At 76.9% G+C, this 15,369-nt stretch carries 16 protein-coding genes; 5 read left to right on the top strand and 11 right to left on the bottom strand.

Annotated features, from left to right (window positions below):
- Nucleotides 1–62 precede the first annotated feature (62 nt).
- The 3 genes from ACK586_RS24265 to ACK586_RS24255 form a co-directional block, all read right to left on the bottom strand.
- On the bottom strand, nt 63–584 hold the full coding sequence (locus ACK586_RS24265) for a GtrA family protein (protein ID WP_409333095.1): 522 nt from the start codon (nt 582–584) through the stop codon (nt 63–65).
- Between the two features lie 104 nt (nt 585–688).
- Nucleotides 689–2,236: an MFS transporter gene (locus ACK586_RS24260; protein ID WP_409333094.1), complete on the bottom strand. Its 1,548-nt coding sequence runs from the start codon at nt 2,234–2,236 to the stop codon at nt 689–691.
- 46 nt (nt 2,237–2,282) lie between these two features.
- Nucleotides 2,283–3,191 (bottom strand): NAD-dependent epimerase/dehydratase family protein, encoded by a 909-nt coding sequence (locus ACK586_RS24255; RefSeq protein ID WP_409333093.1) that lies wholly within the window; start codon nt 3,189–3,191, stop codon nt 2,283–2,285.
- Between the two features lie 120 nt (nt 3,192–3,311).
- Here ACK586_RS24255 and ACK586_RS24250 point away from each other — a divergent pair, with 120 nt between their 5' ends.
- From ACK586_RS24250 to ACK586_RS24235, 4 genes are all read left to right on the top strand, one after another.
- On the top strand, nt 3,312–4,301 hold the full coding sequence (locus tag ACK586_RS24250) for a TauD/TfdA family dioxygenase (RefSeq protein WP_409333092.1): 990 nt from the start codon (nt 3,312–3,314) through the stop codon (nt 4,299–4,301).
- A 51-nt stretch (nt 4,302–4,352) separates the two neighbouring features.
- Entirely contained in the window at nt 4,353–5,333 is a 981-nt protein-coding gene (gene glsA / locus ACK586_RS24245; RefSeq protein WP_409333091.1) for a glutaminase A, read from the top strand.
- Between the two features lie 102 nt (nt 5,334–5,435).
- Nucleotides 5,436–5,684, top strand: a complete 249-nt coding sequence (locus tag ACK586_RS24240; protein ID WP_409333090.1) for a hypothetical protein — start codon at nt 5,436–5,438, stop codon at nt 5,682–5,684.
- The gene (locus tag ACK586_RS24235; RefSeq protein WP_409333089.1) at nt 5,681–6,112 is read left to right on the top strand and encodes a hypothetical protein; all 432 of its coding nucleotides are present in this window, start codon (nt 5,681–5,683) and stop codon (nt 6,110–6,112) included. Before ACK586_RS24240 ends, ACK586_RS24235 begins: the two co-directional genes overlap by 4 nt.
- Before the next feature lie 39 nt (nt 6,113–6,151).
- Here ACK586_RS24235 and ACK586_RS24230 read toward each other — a convergent pair whose 3' ends face one another.
- The 5 genes from ACK586_RS24230 to ACK586_RS24210 all read right to left on the bottom strand — a co-directional run bounded on the left by ACK586_RS24230 (nt 6,152) and on the right by ACK586_RS24210 (nt 10,622).
- Nucleotides 6,152–6,919, bottom strand: coding sequence for a CPBP family intramembrane glutamic endopeptidase (locus ACK586_RS24230; RefSeq protein WP_409333088.1), 768 nt, complete (start codon nt 6,917–6,919; stop codon nt 6,152–6,154).
- Nucleotides 6,892–7,836: an NAD(P)H-binding protein gene (locus ACK586_RS24225; RefSeq protein ID WP_409333087.1), complete on the bottom strand. Its 945-nt coding sequence runs from the start codon at nt 7,834–7,836 to the stop codon at nt 6,892–6,894. The genes ACK586_RS24230 and ACK586_RS24225 overlap by 28 nt, the downstream gene beginning before the upstream one ends.
- A gap of 49 nt (nt 7,837–7,885) precedes the next feature.
- Entirely contained in the window at nt 7,886–8,152 is a 267-nt protein-coding gene (locus ACK586_RS24220) for a hypothetical protein (protein ID WP_409333086.1), read from the bottom strand.
- A gap of 68 nt (nt 8,153–8,220) precedes the next feature.
- On the bottom strand, nt 8,221–9,849 hold the full coding sequence (locus tag ACK586_RS24215; protein ID WP_409333085.1) for a thiamine pyrophosphate-binding protein: 1,629 nt from the start codon (nt 9,847–9,849) through the stop codon (nt 8,221–8,223).
- On the bottom strand, nt 9,849–10,622 hold the full coding sequence (locus ACK586_RS24210; RefSeq protein ID WP_409333084.1) for a cyclase family protein: 774 nt from the start codon (nt 10,620–10,622) through the stop codon (nt 9,849–9,851). Before ACK586_RS24210 ends, ACK586_RS24215 begins: the two co-directional genes overlap by 1 nt.
- Before the next feature lie 222 nt (nt 10,623–10,844).
- Here ACK586_RS24210 and ACK586_RS24205 point away from each other — a divergent pair, with 222 nt between their 5' ends.
- Complete coding sequence (locus ACK586_RS24205; protein WP_409333083.1) at nt 10,845–12,173, top strand: PP2C family protein-serine/threonine phosphatase; 1,329 nt, start codon at nt 10,845–10,847, stop codon at nt 12,171–12,173.
- A gap of 9 nt (nt 12,174–12,182) precedes the next feature.
- Here the strand turns inward: ACK586_RS24205 and ACK586_RS24200 are convergent, their stop codons facing one another.
- The 3 genes from ACK586_RS24200 to ACK586_RS24190 are packed head-to-tail and all read right to left on the bottom strand — an operon-like array spanning nt 12,183 to nt 15,199.
- Nucleotides 12,183–13,370: a vWA domain-containing protein gene (locus ACK586_RS24200; protein WP_409333082.1), complete on the bottom strand. Its 1,188-nt coding sequence runs from the start codon at nt 13,368–13,370 to the stop codon at nt 12,183–12,185.
- On the bottom strand, nt 13,363–14,241 hold the full coding sequence (locus tag ACK586_RS24195; protein ID WP_409333081.1) for an AAA family ATPase: 879 nt from the start codon (nt 14,239–14,241) through the stop codon (nt 13,363–13,365). The genes ACK586_RS24200 and ACK586_RS24195 overlap by 8 nt, the downstream gene beginning before the upstream one ends.
- A gap of 49 nt (nt 14,242–14,290) precedes the next feature.
- Entirely contained in the window at nt 14,291–15,199 is a 909-nt protein-coding gene (locus ACK586_RS24190) for an XdhC family protein (RefSeq protein WP_409333080.1), read from the bottom strand.
- Nucleotides 15,200–15,369 lie beyond the last annotated feature (170 nt).

Raw genomic sequence — 15,369 nt, 5'->3', positions numbered from 1 at the left:
CCGCCGAAGAAGCCCTCGACTGCGCCTGCGGCCTCTACCTCAACGACCCCACCGCCTGGATCTCAGACCCCCGATGTTTCAACGACGGGGACCACTAGCGCCGGAGGCCTCCGGCCCGGGCGGACGACGAGCACCCAGCGCAGACCGGCGAAGCGGGCCAGCCCGACGGCGCCGCTGACCGCGCACACGGCGAGCACCGACACGAGGGGATCGGCCGGGGCGGGCCCCGCCGCCAGCGCGGCGAGCGTGACGCCGGACGTCCCCAGCCCGACGACGGCCAGCCCGCCCCCGGTCCACTGGGCCGTCGCCCACCCGACCCGGTCGCCGGCCCGGAAGCTCAGCCGGCGGTGCAGCTCGTTGGCCAGCGCGGTGGAGACCAGCACACCGACCAGGTTGGCCCGCTGCTCCCCCAGCCCGGCCAGCACGAGGAACAGGCCGGCGTAGACCAGGTTGGCCGATCCCCCGACGAGCGCGAACCGCACCAGCTGCGCCGACGGCAGGTCGCCGGCCAGCCAGCCGACCAGGCGTGGTCGCGGAGCGGGGCCGCCGTCCGCGGGCCGGGTGGTCGGGGCCGTCGCTGCCATGGGCCCAGGCTCCCGGTGCGACCGCCACCGGCACATCCGGGAAGACCCGGGACCCGGCCCTGACCGGGGGCAGGGGGCACCCCCACCCCTCGGCCCCGGGGCCCTCAGCCGCCGGGGCCGCGGGGGCCGGCCGTCCCGGTCGCCGGGTGGACCTGCGGGCCGGTCACGCCGCAGTGCAGGCACTCCTCGACCGCGATGCGCCCGGGCGCGGGCCGGGGCGCCGTCAGCTCCCGGCCGCCGATCAGGGCCGCCGACACCGCCGCCCCCGCCACGAGCAGCCCGGCGAGGACGAGCACGGCCACGCGGAACCCGTCGGCGAAGGCCGACGGGTCGGTGTAGTCGTCCCCGCCGATCCCGGCCACGACCGGGACGACGGCGACCGCCAGCAGACCCGCCGCCCGGGCCACGGCGTTGTTGACCCCCGAGGCGACCCCCGCGTAGCGGTCCTCGGCCGAGGCCAGCACGGTCGCGGTCAGCGGCGCGACCAGCAGCGTCAGCCCGGCCCCGAACACGACGGTGGCCGGCAGCACGTCGGCTGCGTAGGAGGCGTCCGGCCCGATCCGCAGCATGAGCAGCACCCCGCCCGCGGCGACCAGCGGCCCGGCGGTCAGGAGGGGGCGCGGGCCGATCCGCTGGGCGAGCGCACCGACGCGCGCGGAGAACAGCAGCATCAGCACGGTCACCGGCAGCAGCGCGGTGCCGGCCAGCAGCGGGCTGAACCCGGCCACCACCTGCAGGTGCAGCACCAGCAGCACGAACACCGCGCCGAGGGCGGCGTACACGAGCAGGGTGGTGAGGGTCGCCGCGGTGAACCGGCGGTCGCCGAACAGCACCGGCGGGACCAGGGGGTGTGGCGAGCGGAGCTCCACCCGGACGAAGAGCAGCAGCGACAGGACGCCGACGGCCGCGACGGACCCCACCGCGACCGGGCCGGCATCCCCTCCGGCCGCCGTCAGCGCGTACGTCAGCGCGCCGAGGGCCAGCGTGACCAGGGCGGTGCCGGTCAGGTCCAGGTGCGGCGCGGCCTCGGGGTCGCGGCTCTCGGGGACGTGGCGCGTGGCGACGAGGACGACGAGCAGCGCCAGCGGCAGGTTGAGCAGGAAGACCGCGCGCCAGTTCCACTGGACCAGCCACCCGCCCAGGAAGGGGCCGACCGCACCGGCGACCCCGCCCAGCCCGGACCACGCCCCCACCGCGGCCGCGCGGTCGGCGCCGGCGAAGGACGCCGAGATGATCGCGAGGCTCCCCGGGGTCATCAGCGCGCCGCCGACCCCCTGCAGCGCCCGCGCCGCGATCAGGGTCTCGACGTCCCAGGCCAGCCCGCACAGCAGCGACGCGGCGGCGAACCAGCAGACCCCGACGACGAACACCCGGCGACGGCCGAACCGGTCGCTCAGCGACCCGCCGAGCAGGATGAGCGAGGCCAGGGTCAGCGTGTAGGCGTTGACGGTCCACTGCAGCCCGGAGAAACCGGCGCCCAGGTCGGTGCCGATCCGCTCGAGGGCGACGTTGACCACCGTCGCGTCGAGCATCGCCAGGCTCGATCCCAGCACCGTCGCCAGCAGCACCCAGCGGGCCTGCGGCGTCCCCATCCGCAGCGCCGGCGACGCCGGCTCCTCCGTCCCGCTGCGGCGAGGCGGTGTGCCGGTCATGGCCGGATGCTCCCACCGCCCGGGCGCGCCGGACACCCGGCCGTCGTCAGCCGCGCGGCGCCAGTCCGCGCCGCAGCTCGTCGAGGGCCTGCGCGAGGGGGACGCGCGGCGACCAGCCCCAGCCACGCGCGCGGTCGGTGCGCAGCCGCCCGGTCCAGACCGGCTCGTCGGTCCACTCCGGCTCGACGCCCAGCGCGCCGCAGACCGTGCCCAGGTAGTCGCCCCAGGTGGCCGGCTCGCCCGCCACGAGCACCGCCGTCGTGCCGCCGGCGACGGGGCCGCGCCGGGGGTCGTCCGCGGTCGCGACCGCGCCGGCCGCCACCCCGGCGACCAGCGCCGCCAGGTCGTCCACGTGCACCCAGGGCCAGCTGCGCGCCGGGTTCTCCCGGCGCCGGCCGTCGCGCAGCGCCCGGGGGCGCAGCGTGTTCCACACCGAGGTGTCGCCGGCGCCCAGGATCGCCGGCGGCCGGACGAGCACGGTCGTCAGGCCGCCGACCTCCGCGAGGGCTCTCTCGGCCGCCTTCTTGGTGTCCGGGTAGTCGCCGCTGCCGTGGGGCAGCAGCGCGCCGTCCTCGGCGACGTCGCCGACGCCGGGCCCGCGTTCGTGGACGCCGGCCGTGGAGAGGTGCACCAGCCGGGCCACACCGGCGTCCCGGGCGGCCCGGGCCAGTGCCGCCGTCCCCGCGACGCCCACGCGGTGCTGCTCCTCCCGCGGCGAGCCCATCGGGTGGACCGTCGTGACCACCGCGTCGGCGCCCTCGACCACCGACCGGGTGCAGGCGGCGTCGGCCGGGTCGCCGACGTGCTCGGTGACGCCGGGCAGGGCCGGTGCGGTCCCGGGCCGGCGGACGACGGCGCGGACCCGCGCGGACCGTGCAGCGAGCGCCCGGCACACGGCGCGGCCCACCAGCCCGTTGGCACCGGTGACCACGACGAGGGGGGCGGGATCGACCATGCCGTCCACCCTGCCAGCCGTCGCAGCCCCCCTGCCGGGGGACCACCGGCTCGGCGCACCCCTGCCGGCGGCGTCCTGCGGATACCGTCTGCGGTGACCGGAACAGATGCGGAGGACCCGATGACCCGCCGAACGGTGGCCCCCGACAGCCGCGCGCTCACGCCCGACGAGATCTCCGGGCTCGTGGAGCTGGCGGCGACGGTCACCGCCGACCCGGCCACCGATCCGGCCGGCTTCGCCGAGCAGGCCACCCGCGCGGCGCGCCGCGTCCCCGAGCCGCTGTGGGACGTCCTGCACTGCTTCGACCTGCACGGCAGCGCCAGCGGGATCCTCGTGCTGCACGGGCTGCCGGTCCGCGACGTGCCCCCGACCCCGCAGGACAACCGCTCCCACGTCGGGGAGACCACCGAGGCCGCCCGCGTCCAGGCGGTCGTGAACAGCTGCCTGGGGCAGATGATCGGGTACGAGGCCGAGGCGGGCGGGCGCCTGTTCCAGGACATGGTCCCCTCCCCCACGATGGCCGACACCCAGACGTCGCTGAGCTCGCGCGTGGTCCTCGAGGCGCACACCGAGCAGAGCTTCAGCGCGCTGGCGCCCGACGTCGTCTCCCTGCTGTGCCTGCGCGGCGACCCGGCGGCGGCCACCTACGTCTTCCCCGCCACCGACCTGCTGCCCCACCTCACCCGGGCGCAGGAGGAGCTCCTGCGCCGGCCGCTGTGGACCTTCGAGGTGGACGAGAGCTTCCGCCTGCGCGGAGACGCGTTCGTCGACGGCGACGTGCGCGGCCCCTTCCCCGTCCTCACCGGTCCCGACGACGACCCGACGTTCCGGTTCGACCAGGACCTGCAGCGCGGCGTCACCCCGGAGGCGCAGGAGCTGCTCGGTGAGCTCATCGACCTCTACTGCGCGCACCGGCGCGAGCACGTCCTCGCCCCGGGCGACCTCCTGCTGCTGGACAACCGCCGCGCCGTCCACGGCCGGTCGGCGTTCCGGCCCCGGTACGACGGCCACCAGCGCTTCGTCGTGCGCTCCTTCGTCGTCCGCGACCTGCACCGGTCCCACCACGCCCGCCCCGTGGGCGGCCGGATCGTCCCCGCCCGCTTCAGCTGAGCCCCGCGCCGCCCGGCGTGTCCGTGCCGGGGCGACGGGTAGCGAGGCGGCATGCCCTCCTCGTCCCCTGCCTCTCCTCCCGCCTCCGATGCTGCCTCCGATGCTCCGACCGGCGCGCCGACCGACCTCGAGCAGACCCTCGCCGCGATCGTCGACCGGACCCGGCACCTCGCCGCGGAGGGCGAGGTCGAGGACCAGCCTGAGGAGCTGCCGTCGGCCGAGGAGACCCGCTTCGCCCTCGCGCTGTCGGACCTGCACGGGGAGGAGTCCGTCAGCGGCGACGCCGACGTCGGCTTCGCGGTGCAGAGCGTGGTGAAGGTCTTCGCGCTCACCGCGGCGCTGCAGCTCGTGGGCGAGGACCTGTTCGAGCGGGTGGGCCGCGAGCCCTCCGGCGACCCGTTCAACTCCCTGATCCAGCTGGAGCACGAGAAGGGCCTGCCGCGCAACCCGTTCATCAACGCCGGGGCCCTGGTCGTCTGCGACGTCCTCCTGGCCGCCGCCGACGACCCGTTCGGCGCCGTGGCGGGGCTCCTCGCCGACCTGACCGGCGAGGAGGCCAGGGTGGACGGCACCGCACTGGACGCCGAGCGGGAGAGCAGCTCGCTCAACCGGGCCATCGGCCACCTCATGCACTCGTTCGGCAACGTCCACCACCCCGTGGACGAGGTCGTCGACCTCTACCTGCGGCTGTGCTCGCTCACCGTGACCACCCGGACGCTGGCCCGCGCCGCGCGCTGGCTCGCCAACGACGGGGTGGACCCGCGCACGGGCACCCCGGTGCTCTCCGAGCCCCTCGCCCGGCGGGTCAACGCGCTGATGCTGACCTGCGGCACCTACGACGCGGCGGGGCAGTTCGCCTACGACCTGGGCTTCCCCTGCAAGAGCGGGGTGGCCGGGGCGGTCATGGGCGACGTGCCCGGGCGCTTCGGCATCTGCGCGTGGTCCCCGCCGCTGGACGACAAGGGCAACTCGCGGGCCGGCCGGGCCGCCCTGCACCTGCTGTCCGAGCAGCTGGACCTGTCCCTGCTGTGACGGCGGCGCGCCGTCGGGTTCGGGTGCCGCACGACCGGGTAGCGCGACACCGGCGTCGGCGCGTGCCGGCGGCCACCCCGACGTGCGAGGAGAGACCGAGCCATGAGCATGACCAGCCAGGACGCCGCGACCGGCTCGCGGGACATCAAGAGCCACGAGACCACCAGCTTCGCCGACCTCGGCAAGGAGATGTGGGCCTACCTGACCGGCAAGGGCGCCGCGATCAACTACGAGTTCGTGGACATGGTGGTCGAGGTGCCGCGCGAGACCGGTCCGGAGGCGCCGCGAGCGGTGTGGCGGCTCAACGGCACCCTGCGCATCACGACCGCCGAGAACGCCGCCCGGGGATGACCGACCCGCTCGGCCCCCTGCACCTGTCCGGCGAGCTGTCGCTGGACGTGGACGGGGTCGGCGTGCAGGTGCACGCCGAGGGCACGCAGGTCCGGATCGTCGCCGACGACGTCGGCACCTTCGTCACCCGGGTGCGGGAGGCCGCCACCGCGCGCAGCGGGGTGGCCCCCGGCCGCCGGGACCTCGGCGGCCTCGCCGAGGCCCTGGCCGCGCGCGGGATCACCGCGCACCTGGAGTCGCCCACGCGGCCGGTGGCCGTCGCCGGCGCCGGCGTCGACTCGGCCGCCGGGGGGCTGCTGCTGGGCACCCGGCTGGTCCGGCCCGGCGCCGCCGCGGTGGTGGTCGCCGCCGGGCGCGGGCGACGCCTGCTCGCCGCGGTCGGCGTCGCAGCGGTGCTGGTGGCCGTCCTGGTCCGGCGCCGCCGATGACCGCCCGGGGGTCCGGTCGGCCGGCCGGATCCCCGGGTCTCACCCGCGCAGGGGCGAGCGCTCCACCGCCAGCCGGTCGGCGAACAGCGGGGGCAGGTACCGCAGCATCAGCGACGACCACACCACGTGCGTGAGCACCGGCGCCTGGATCCCGCCGGTGACCCGGCGCTGCTGGGCGAACAGCAGGCCCATCGGGACGCTGGCCAGCACCAGCGCGGGGTTGCGGGTCGCCGTGGTGGCCAGCCCGTACACCGCGGTCGACACCAGGACCGGCCGCCGCGCAGCCGCCGCGTACAGCGCGCCGCGGAAGAACACCTCCTCGGCGACCCCGTTGGCCAGCGTGGTCGTGAGCACCAGCGGCGCCGACCCCTGGTCGGCGTAGCTGAGGACCGAGCCGATCGCCCGGTCCAGCACCGGGATGCGACGGGCGACCAGGGCCGCGGCGTAGAAGGCGCCGAAGGCGCCGACACCCGAGACCACCGGTGTCGTCACGGGCCGGCGCAGCCGGTCCCCCCGGCCGAACATCCGGCCCAGGTGCAGCGGCCCCGACGCCAGCCCCCCGGCCACCCAGGTGGCCGCGACCCCGAGGCTGAGCCCGTAGAACCGCGGCGAGCCCGGCGGCGTCGACAGCGACAACCCGAGCAGCGACGCCCCGGTCACCGCCACGGCGCCGGTGACCCGGCGGCGGCGCCGGAAGTCCGCCGCGGACTGCCAGTGGTCGCGCGGGACGCTGCGCAGCAGCGGCCCGGCCGCGCGCAGGGCCCGGGCCCGCAACCGGCTCACCGCCGCGCCCCCCGGCTCAGCCACCCGCCGCGGCGCTCGCCGGCCTGCTGCTGCCGGCGTTCCCGCGCCCGTTCGACCAGGGCGGTCATGACCATCTCGTCGTAGTCCATCACGTCGAAGGGGACGACCGAACGGATGGCGTCGTCGGTGACGACCACCTCGTTGGTCATGGAGTCGATGAGCGAGCGGCCGGTGGTCAGGTCGACGTCGGTGACCAGGGCCAGCCAGCGCGAGGACAGCCGGGGGCTGAGCAGCGGCACCGGGACGACGAACATGTGCCGGTTCTGGATCTCGGCGACCCGGGTCAGCATCTGCAGGTAGGTGAGCACCTCCGGCCCGCCCACCTCGAACACGCGCCCCTCGGCCTCCGGCGCCTCCAGGACGCCGACCAGGTACCGGACGACGTCGGCGACGGCGATCGGCTGGGTGCGGGTGCTCACCCAGCGCGGGGTGACCATCGCCGGCAGGTGCGCCACCAGCTGGCGGGTCATCTCCCACGACACCCCACCGTGGCCGACCACGATGCCCGCGCGGATCACCGTCACCGGCACGCCGGTGCTGCCCAGCAGCCGCTCGACCTCGCGCCGGCTGCGCAGGTGCCGGGACAGGTCGTCACCGTCCCGGCCGAGCCCGCCGAGGTAGACCATCCGGCCCACCCCGGCCGCGGCGGCGGCGCGGGCGAAGGCCCGGGCGGCGTCGGCGTCCTTGCGCTCGAAGTCCGCGTCCCCGAGGGAGTGCACCAGGTAGTAGGCCGCCTGGCAGCCGTCCAGCGCCGCCCGCAACGACGCCTCGTCGCCGACGTCGCCGGCGACCGGGGTGCCGGCTCCCTCGTACCGCTCCGGCCGCCGGGTCATCGCCCGGACGTCGTGCCCGGCCTCGGCCAGCGCGGTGGCCAGCCGGCTGCCCACGAACCCCGACGCGCCGGTCACCAGGATCCTCACGGCCACAGCCTGACCCGAAGACGCGTTGTGCGCGACCTGTCGACCCTCCTCACCACAGCCCGGGCGCCTCCGGATCCGCACCGTCGTCGGCCACGGTCCACACGGTGCGCCCGTGCAGCGGCGGGCTCTTGGTGCCGTCGGTGAACCACACGACCACGCCACCGCGCGCCCGGCAGCGCCCGCGCACCACTCTGGCCCGGCTCCCCCGCCGCGCCCGCGCGGGCTGCACCAGCGGGAGGCCGAAGTCCGTGCCGACGACGTCGGTCGTCAGGACCGTCTCCCCGGCGGGCAGGTGGGCGGACGCGACGGTGGTCATCGGCACCTCCGGGGCGGGAGTCGAACGTGCGTTCGATGATGCCACGCGGGTGCGACGGCCGGCACGGGTCAGTGCCCGCGGAACGCCTCCTCCAGCCACCACGACGGCTGGTCGCGGGCCACCTTCGCGTCCACGAGCAGCGGCGCCGCGCGATCCCCGGCCAGCCACTCACCCACCGGCGCCAGGTCGCCCGCGTCCCGCACGGTCACCGCGGCGAACCCGTGGCCGCGGGCGATGGCCGCGAAGTCGGTCTCCGGGAACCGGACCGTGTCCAGCGGGTGGCCGTCCGGGCCGAAGTGGTGCACCTCCGCGCCGTAGCCGGCGTCGTCGTACACCACGACGACCATCGGCAGCCCCAGCCGGACGACCGTCTCCAGCTCGGAGGCGCCCATGAGCGCCCCGCCGTCCCCCAGCGCGGCCACCGGCAGCCGGTCGGGCCGGGCGAGCGCCGCGCCGATCGCCGTGGCCAGCCCCAGACCCACGGACTGGAACGCCTGGGTGAAGCAGGACCCGTGCTCGTCGGGGACGTCGAGGAACGTGCTCGGGTAGCCCATGAAGTTGCCGGAGTCGACGGCCACGACCCGCTCGGCCGGCAGCAGGTCGTCCAGCGCGATCGTCAGGGTCCGCGGGTCGATCCGGCCGCTGCCGCCGGCGTCGTCGTACGGCTCGTCCCGCCAGCGCCTCCGCACGGCGAGCGCGGCGCGCACCTCGTCGGTCCGGTAGCCGGGCACCGGGTCCCCGAGCGCGCCGGCGACGGCCCGGGCCACCTCCCCGACGTCGCCCACGACCCCGACGTCGATGGCGCGCTGCGCCCCGAGCGCCGCCGCCTCCAGGTCCACCTGGGCGACGACGGCGCCGTCGGCGATCAGCCGCCCGTGCCGCATCGTCCACATGTTCAGCGCGCAGCCCCAGCCGACGACCAGGTCCGCACCGGAGATGAGCTCCGCGGCGAGCGGGGTGGCGAAGCCGCCGGAGACGTCGAGGTCCCACGGCTCGCCGCGGAACAGCCCCCGGGCCACCGCGGACGTGGCGAGCAGCGCGCCGCACCGGTCGGCCAGCGCGGCCAGCTCGGTCCGGTACCCGCGGGCGCCGCGGCCGGCGACGAACACCGGCCGCCGCGCCGACCGCAGCGCCCCGGCCAGCCGGGCCACCTCCGCGGGGTCCGGCGGCGGGGGCGCCGGCGCCGCCGGCGGCGCCGGCGCGTCCCCACCGGGCGCCGCCTCGGCCTGCACGTCCAGCGGCAGGTTGAGGACGACGACCCGCCGCTCGTCCCGCGCCGTGGCGACCGCCCCGGCGGCGACCTCGCGCGCCCGCGCGGCCGAGGTCACCCGCACGGGGACCGCGCCGACCGCCTCGGCCAGCGCGGCCTGGTCGACGGCGAAGTTCGACCGCGGGGAGGTCGCCTCCGCCGTCACCACTACCAGCGGGGTGCGGCTCTTCGCCGCCTCGGTGATGCCGGTGAGCGCGTTGGTGAGGCCGCAGCCCTGGTGCAGGCTGAGCGCCGCCGTCCGCCCGCTGGTCCGCGCGTACGCGTCGGCGATCGTGGCCGCGCCGCCCTCGTGCCGGGCGGCGACGTAGCGGGCACCGGCGGCGATCATCGCGTTGGTCACGTGGAAGTTGCCCGAGCCCACGACCCCGACGACGGTGCCGACGCCGCAGCGGACCAGCGTCTCCCCGACCGCCCGCGCGACCGTCATCAGCGCTCGACCAGCGCCAGGACCCGTGCGGGCGAGCCGGAGCCCGACACGATCGGCAGCGGCCCGGCCACCAGCAGCGCCCCGGTCGGCGGGAGCCGGTCGAGGTTCTGCAGCTGGGTCAGCCCGTACTTGTCGCTGCCCATGAGCGCCGCGTGGCAGGGGAAAGGCGGGTCGAAGGAGTGCGCGGCCCCCGCGTCGGTCCCCACCGTCTCCACGCCCAGCCCGACGACCGGCGCCTCCTCGGCCAGCCAGCGGGCGCACGCGGGCGAGATGCCGGGCGTGTGCGGCCCGGTCTCGTCGGCGTTGAGGAACTTCTCCTGCGAGGTCGAGCGCGCGTCCCAGCCGGTGCGGTACAGCAGCCAGCCACCCTGCGGCAGCGGCCCGTGCTCGGCCTCCCAGGCCCGCACGTGCTCGACCTCGAGCAGGAAGTCGGGGTCCTCGGCCGCCTGGGCGGAGAAGTCCAGGACGGCGGCGGGGGCGATCAGCCGGCGGGCGGGCACCGAGGCGACGTCGTCGCCGTCCCGGCCGGTCACCCAGTGGTTGGGCGCGTCGAAGTGGGTGCCCGTGTGCTCGCCGGTGCGGAAGTCGTTCCAGTACCAGGCCGGCCCCCGGTCGTCGTACCGGCTGAGTTCCTGCAGCTCGAACCGGCCCGTCTGCGCGAACTGCGGCGGCAGCTGGATGACCGGCGTCTCCGACGACAGCGGCGCGGTGAGGTCGACGACCTCGACCGAACCGGACGCCAGCGCCTCCGCGAGGCTGGACAGGATCGACATCGCGCACCCCTTCTGATCAGCGAGGGGTCCAGCCAACCACCCCGCGGGCCGGCCGCCACCGCTGCGGCGCCCGGCGCACGCCGTCGCCCCCGCGGGCGACCCCGGGCCCGTCCGGGCCCGCGGCCGCGCCGGAGCGGACCGGCCGGGGCACCTTGTCCTCGCCGCCCGCGTGGGGAAGGGTCGGTGCGCCGCGGTCGTCGCGGGCCGACCAGATGGGCAAGGATGACGCAGCAGGACGCGCACGCGGGCAGGCAGCTCCGACGTCCGGCGGACGACGAGCTGGCGGGGCTGGGCTTCGCCGACCCCGACGGGAGACCGCGGGGCGAGAGCCTGGGCGAACGGCTGCTCGGCTCGCTGCTCGACCGCGCGCACCTCATGCCGCCGCGCCTGGTGGGACCGCTCGTCGCCCAGGAGGTCGCCGAGATGGGCGGCCGCGACGTCGCCATCTACCTGCAGGACTTCGAGCACGCGCACCTGCGGCCGCTGCAGGGCCCCGGTCTCGTCGGCCGCCCCGAGCCGATCGACGACAGCCCCGCGGGGACGGCGTTCCGCACCGACCAGCGCTGCGAGGTGCCGCAGGCCGACGGCTCGGTGCGCCTGTTCGTCCCGATGCTCGACGGCTCGGACCGGGTGGGCGTGCTCGCCCTCACGCTGCCGGAGGTCGACGACAACGACCGGCGGCTCGCCCAGCGCATCGCCGGGCTGACCGCGGACCTGGTCGTCACCAAGTCGGGCTACACCGACACGTTCACCCGCACCCGCATGACCACCCCGATGAGCCTGTCGGCCCACCTGCAGTGGCAGATGCTGCCGCCGCTGGTCATGACCACGCCCGACATCGCGCTCGCGGGCGCGCTGGAGCCGGCCTACGACGTCGGCGGCGACAGCTTCGACTACTCCCTGGACGACCGCACGCTGCACCTGGCCGTCTTCGACGCCATGGGGCACGGCGTCGAGGCGGCCACGATGGCCACCGTGCTCATCGCCGCCTACCGGCACGGCCGGCTCAACGGCAGCGCGCTGCCGGAGATGTACGCGGCCATGGACGAGGTCATGGGCGCGTCCTTCCCGGGCCGCTTCGCCACCGCCATGATCGGCCGGCTCGACACCGTGACCGGCGTCCTGACCTGGATCAACGCCGGCCACCCCGACGGGCTGCTGATCCGCGGCGGCCGGGTGGTCGCCGAGCTGAGCGGCCCCGTCACCCGGCCGGTCGGCTTCGGGCACGCCCGTCCCCACGTGCACGCCACGCAGCTGCGGCCCGGGGACCGGTTGCTGTTCTTCACCGACGGCGTGGTGGAGGAGCGGGTCGCCGGCGGCGACCAGTTCGGCGAGCAGCGGCTGCGGCAGTTCGTCGAGGACAACGCCCTCGACCGGCTGCCGCCGGCCGAGTCGGTGCGCCTGCTCTCCCGTGCGCTGCTCACCGGCCGCGGCGGCCGCACCAGCGACGACGCCTCGCTGCTCATGGTCGAGTGGAAGGGCTCGCGCCGCGACGACGAGCTGGCCCGCGGGGTCCCCGGCGGGGTCCCGGCCGGCAGCGTGCTCGCCTGATCCCGGGCGTCAGCAGCCGGGCGGCCCGGCCACCGCGGCCACGACGTCCTCGAGCGCGGCGAGGTCGTGACCGCTGACGAAGGCGTCGCAGAACGGCAGGGCCGCCGCCATCCCCCCGACCAGCGGGGCGTACCCGGGGGCGGCCTTGCGCGGGTTGACCCAGACGATGCGGTGCGCCAGGCGGCGCAGCCGCCGCATCGCCTCGGCGACGTCGTCGGGATCGTCCTGCGCCCAGCCGTCGGAGAGCACGACGACGACGGCGCCGCGGGCCAGGCCGCGCCGGCCGTGGTCGGCGACGAAGCGGGTCACCGCCTCGGCCAGCCGGGTGCCGCCGGCCCGGTCCGGCGCCGCGGCCGCCGCCCGGGCCAGCGCCGCGTCCGGATCGCGGCCGGCCAGCTGCCGGGTCAGCCGGGTGAGGCGCGTGGCGAAGACGAACGCCTCGGCCCGTGCTCCGGCCACGGCACCCTGCAGCAGGGTCAGGAAGATCCGGGTGTAGGGCTCCATGGAGCCGGAGACGTCGCACAGCAGCACCAGCCGGCGCGGCGTCGTCCGCCGGACGGCGTGCAGCAGCCGGGCCGGGTCGCCGCCGGTGCGCTGGGCGGCCCGCACGGTGCGGCGCAGATCGAGCGCGTCCCCCGCGCGGCGCGAGCGCCGGTTGCGGCGGCTGCGGCGCGGCGGCGTGCGCAGGACCAGCCGGCGCACGAGCTCGCGCACCCGTGTCACCTCGCCGGGGTCCAGGTCGGCGAAGGACGTGTGCCGCAGCCGCTCCTCGGCCGACGCGGCGGCCAGCAGCGCCTCCCGATCGCCGTCCGCCTCCCCGTCACCGCCGCCGGTGGCGGTCGGGGCACCCGGGCCGCCGGGTGCGGCCGGGCGGTCGTCCGGCGGGCTGGGCCGGGTCCGCGGCTCGCTGCCGACGGCGGGCGGGGCGGTCGGGTCCCCCCGGCTGTCGGCCGGGTCGAGCAGCCCGTCGAACAGCGCCGCGAACACCGCGTCGAACACCGGGAGCTGGGCGCGATCGGTGACCAGGGCCACGCGGCACGACCAGTAGAGGGCACTGCGGTCGACCGGCGGCACCAGCCGCAGGGCCCGGGCCAGGACCACGGCCCGGTCCGGCGCCACGGGCACCCCGGCCCGGCGCAGCGCGGTGGTCACCCCCACCGCCAGCGGGCCCGCGCCGACGGCCGGCAGCTCAGCCACCGGCCAGCCAGGCGGCGCCGCGGGCGGCGGCGAGCTCGCGGTCGTCGCGGTTCTTCAGCACGGTGCCCCAGGTGCGCTCGACGGCCGCGGCGTCGAGCTCGGTGAGCCCGAGCAGGCCGAGCGCCGCGACCCAGTCGATCACCTCGGCGATGCCGGGCGGCTTGGCCACGTCCAGCGAGCGCAGCCGGCCCACCGCGGCGGCGGCGGACTCCGCCAGCGGCTCGGCGCTCCCGGGCACCCGCCGCCGCACGATCTCGGCCACCCGCTCCGGCGCCGGGTAGTCGATCCAGTGGTAGAGGCAGCGGCGGGTGAGCGCGTCGTGCAGGTCGCGGGTGCGGTTGGAGGTGAGGACGGCGACCGGCGGGTGCACCGCCCGGATGGTGCCGAGCTCCGGCACGGTGACCGCCGCCTCCGCCAGCACCTCGAAGGTGAACGCCTCGAACTCGGCGTCGGCCCGGTCGATCTCGTCGATCAGCAGCACCGCCGGCCGGGGCCCCGGGTGCTCGATGGCCTGCAGCAGCGGCCGGCGCAGCAGGTAGTCGGCCCCGAAGAGGTCGTCCTCGGCGAGCGGCGCCCCGGCGGCCTCGGCCAGCCGGATGCCCAGCAGCTGGCGGGGGTGGTTCCACTCGTACAGCGCCTCGGCGGCGTCGATGCCCTCGAAGCACTGGAGCCGGTGCAGCGGGGTGTCGAGCACCCGGGCCAGCGCCTTGGCCGCCTCCGTCTTGCCCACCCCGGGCTCGCCCTCGAGCAGCAGCGGCTGGGGCAGCCGGATCGCGAGGAACATGGCCGTGGCCAGGCCGGGGTCGGCGAGGTACCCGACCTCGGCCAGGGCCGCGGTCAGCGTGGCCACGTCCGGCAAGCGCAGCCGCACGTCCTCCTCGGCACCCGGCCGCGCCGCGGCGGACGCCGGCCGGTGCTCCTCAGGAGGCCGTGGCATACCGCTCGGGATCGGCCACGTACCGGTCCCGGCACCCGGTGCAGCAGAACCACGCCGTCACCCCGCCGACCTCCGCGTGCGGCGAGGCCTCCACGGCGGCGACGCCCATCCCGCACACCGGGTCCACCGCCCGCGCCGGTGCAGCCGGCGAGGCCGCGACCGGCCGGTCGGCGGAGAAGCGCTCGGCGGCCCGCCGCTCCTGCACGATCTCGGCGAGCACCGAGAGCGCGATCTCCGCGGCCGTGCGCGCGCCGATGTCCAGCCCCGCGGGGCTGTGCACCCGGGACCGCTGGTCGTCGGGGACGTCGAGGGCGGCGAGCACCGCGGCCCCGCGGATCCGGCTGGCGACGAGCCCGACGTAGGGCACGCCCAGCCGCAGCGCCGCGGTGAGCGCCGGTTCCTCGCCGCGGCCGTGCGAGGCCACCACCAGCGCGGCGTCCTCCGCGGCCGGCGCGTCGTCCTCCCCCGCGGCGACCGCGTCGAACCCGAGCGGAGCGCCGAGCGCGACCAGCGCCTGGGCGATGGGGCTGTCCCCGACCACCAGGAGGCGGGGCGCGGGCACCCGGGGCTCGAGGAAGATCTCGACCGAGCCGCCCGAGAGGCAGGGGTTGGCGACGGTGACCGCTCCCTCCTCCGACGTCCGGGGCAGCTGCTCGCCGGGGACGATGCGCAGCAGCAGCGGCTCGTGGGTCGACAGGGTCATCAGCCCGTACTCGCGCACCGAGCTCTCCGCGCAGGTGCCGCCCACGAAACCGTCGATGCGGCCGTCGGCCCGCACCAGCGCGGTGTCGCCGGCGTGCGCGCTGGCCGGCTTCTGCGCCCGGACGACGGTCGCCTGCACGAACGGCTGGCGCGACCGGGACAGCTCCGCGGCCAGATCGGCGACGGTCATGGCGGTCCTCCTGCCAGGGCGGAGTGCGACGAGCGAGGAAACCTCGCCCGTCGCACTCCGCGCACGCCCTAGTACTACAGCCGCACTTCGTCGGCTGCACCCCTTCGAACGTAGTGACAGCGGCGGGCCCGGGCCTGGTGTCTGCGGCGCCAGAAGGACCAGCTCAGGAC

Origin of the sequence: Trujillonella humicola, from assembly GCF_046233715.1 — a bacterium.
GTDB lineage: Bacteria > Actinomycetota > Actinomycetes > Mycobacteriales > Geodermatophilaceae > Trujillonella > Trujillonella humicola.
The sequence above is the reverse complement of the archived record's forward strand: the minus strand, read 5'-3'. Positions and strand labels throughout refer to the sequence as shown.

Coding starts and splice junctions, on each gene's coding strand:
- ACK586_RS24265 (WP_409333095.1), bottom strand. CDS start 584: ATGGCAGCGACGGCCCCGACCACCCGGCCCGCGGACGGCGGCCCCGCT.
- ACK586_RS24260 (WP_409333094.1), bottom strand. CDS start 2,236: ATGACCGGCACACCGCCTCGCCGCAGCGGGACGGAGGAGCCGGCGTCG.
- ACK586_RS24255 (WP_409333093.1), bottom strand. CDS start 3,191: ATGGTCGATCCCGCCCCCCTCGTCGTGGTCACCGGTGCCAACGGGCTG.
- ACK586_RS24250 (WP_409333092.1), top strand. CDS start 3,312: ATGACCCGCCGAACGGTGGCCCCCGACAGCCGCGCGCTCACGCCCGAC.
- glsA (WP_409333091.1), top strand. CDS start 4,353: ATGCCCTCCTCGTCCCCTGCCTCTCCTCCCGCCTCCGATGCTGCCTCC.
- ACK586_RS24240 (WP_409333090.1), top strand. CDS start 5,436: ATGAGCATGACCAGCCAGGACGCCGCGACCGGCTCGCGGGACATCAAG.
- ACK586_RS24235 (WP_409333089.1), top strand. CDS start 5,681: ATGACCGACCCGCTCGGCCCCCTGCACCTGTCCGGCGAGCTGTCGCTG.
- ACK586_RS24220 (WP_409333086.1), bottom strand. CDS start 8,152: ATGACCACCGTCGCGTCCGCCCACCTGCCCGCCGGGGAGACGGTCCTG.
- ACK586_RS24215 (WP_409333085.1), bottom strand. CDS start 9,849: ATGACGGTCGCGCGGGCGGTCGGGGAGACGCTGGTCCGCTGCGGCGTC.
- ACK586_RS24210 (WP_409333084.1), bottom strand. CDS start 10,622: ATGTCGATCCTGTCCAGCCTCGCGGAGGCGCTGGCGTCCGGTTCGGTC.
- ACK586_RS24205 (WP_409333083.1), top strand. CDS start 10,845: ATGACGCAGCAGGACGCGCACGCGGGCAGGCAGCTCCGACGTCCGGCG.
- ACK586_RS24190 (WP_409333080.1), bottom strand. CDS start 15,199: ATGACCGTCGCCGATCTGGCCGCGGAGCTGTCCCGGTCGCGCCAGCCG.